This is a genomic window from Mesorhizobium sp. M5C.F.Ca.IN.020.32.2.1 (assembly GCF_004023105.1).
GTDB lineage: Bacteria > Pseudomonadota > Alphaproteobacteria > Rhizobiales > Rhizobiaceae > Mesorhizobium > Mesorhizobium wenxiniae.
This window is the reverse complement of sequence record NZ_RZSX01001226.1, coordinates 1-1,424: the sequence shown is the minus strand read 5'-3', so window position 1 is coordinate 1,424 and position 1,424 is coordinate 1. Positions and strand designations below refer to the sequence as shown.

At 63.1% G+C, this 1,424-nt stretch carries 2 protein-coding genes and 1 pseudogene; 1 reads left to right on the top strand and 2 read right to left on the bottom strand.

What is annotated here, in order from left to right; all coding sequences use genetic code 11:
• A partial coding sequence (locus EOA86_RS34635; RefSeq protein ID WP_164892325.1) for a MoxR family ATPase occupies nucleotides 1-537 on the bottom strand: 537 nt, incomplete at its 3' end.
• A 32-nt stretch (nucleotides 538-569) separates the two neighbouring features.
• Entirely contained in the window at nucleotides 570-1,064 is a 495-nt protein-coding gene (locus tag EOA86_RS34630; protein WP_128345614.1) for a flavin reductase, read from the bottom strand.
• 60 nt (nucleotides 1,065-1,124) lie between these two features.
• On the opposite strand from EOA86_RS34630, the pseudogene EOA86_RS40950 reads away from it, so the two are divergent.
• Nucleotides 1,125-1,424 (top strand): annotated as a pseudogene (locus tag EOA86_RS40950) (ABC transporter substrate-binding protein); the annotation flags it as partial.

Below are 1,424 nucleotides of genomic sequence, written 5' to 3'. Positions count from 1 at the left end.
CGGCGGCTCCTCGGCCTTGATCGTGCCGAGTTCGGGAACAGTCACCTGGAAGTCGGAGAGGATTTCGAGCAGGAACGCCTCGAAGGCCTCGTCAGTGCGGTCTAGCTCGTCGATCAGGAAGACCGGGGCGCCGCCCGCCTTGCCGGTCAGCGCGTCGAGCACCGGGCGGCGGATCAGGTACTTTTCGGAAAAAACGTTACGCTCCATGTCGGAGCGGTCGACCTTGCCGGCCGCCTCCTCCATGCGGATCTCGATCATCTGCGCGGCGTAATTCCACTCGTAGACGGCGGAGGAGACGTCCAGGCCTTCATAGCATTGCAGGCGGATCAGCCGGCGGCCAAGCGCTTGCGCCAGCACCTTGGCGATCTCGGTCTTGCCGACGCCGGCCTCGCCCTCGAGAAACAGCGGCCGCCTCATGCGCAGCGATAAGAACAGGACGGTCGCCAAAGACCGGTCCGCCACATAGTCCGCGCCGGTCAGCAAATCGAGCGTCTCGTCGATCGTCGCCGGCGCGGGGCGCGATTTCAACTCGGTCATTCTCTCTCCGTGGGTGCAGCCATCCAGAGCCTCTACAGAGCGTGATAGCCGCGGCCGTGATAGATCAGCGGCCGCAAATTATCGCCGGTGCGCAGGCCTGTCACCTTGCCAAAAAGCACACGGTGGGTGGCCAGATCCTTGGTGTCGATCAGTTCACAGTCGAACACGGCGAGCGCGCCCTTCAGCGTCGGCGCACCGGTCGAGATCACGTCCCAATCGCCCAACGCGAAACGTTCCTCGACAGGCAGGCCGGTGAGACCGGAAAAGCCGACCGACAGCGCCTCCTGGTCCGAAGCCAGCGTGTTCAAGGCGAACTTGCCGTTCTTCACGAACGGCAAGTTCTTGGGATTTTCGCGATTGAGACAAACCAGGATAGTCGGCGGCGTGTCCGAGACCGAACAGGCTGCAATGACGGTCGCACCGCGCCGGCCGGCGGGGCCATCGGTGGTAACCACATGGACGTGGCCGGCAAAATGGCTCATCGCGTCGCGATAGGCCTGCGGCCCTATGTCGTTCTTCTTCAGCACCGGCGATTTCCATTGGTTTGAAGCGAGGTGAACCCAGCGTTATATATGGCGGCATATTGCATGCCACAAGCGAAGTGGTTGACATGCATCCTGAATTTCGCGTGTTGCGTGAAAGCTGACCAGCCTTTAGGTCTTGGCAGGAAGTGGCGCCGGCAACACGCGACCGGCGCGGAGGAATTCTTCGCACGCATGCGACCCCGGACAATAGGCACGACAACGACAATAGCGGTGCTGGCCTGGCTGTCTCTCGCCGGCGATGCGAACGCTGAGACGCTGCTGGTCGGTGTCGCAGCACCACTGTCGGGGCCCTCGGCGATCCTCGGCAGGCAGATCGAGGCGGGGGCCGGGCTGGCAGGGGAG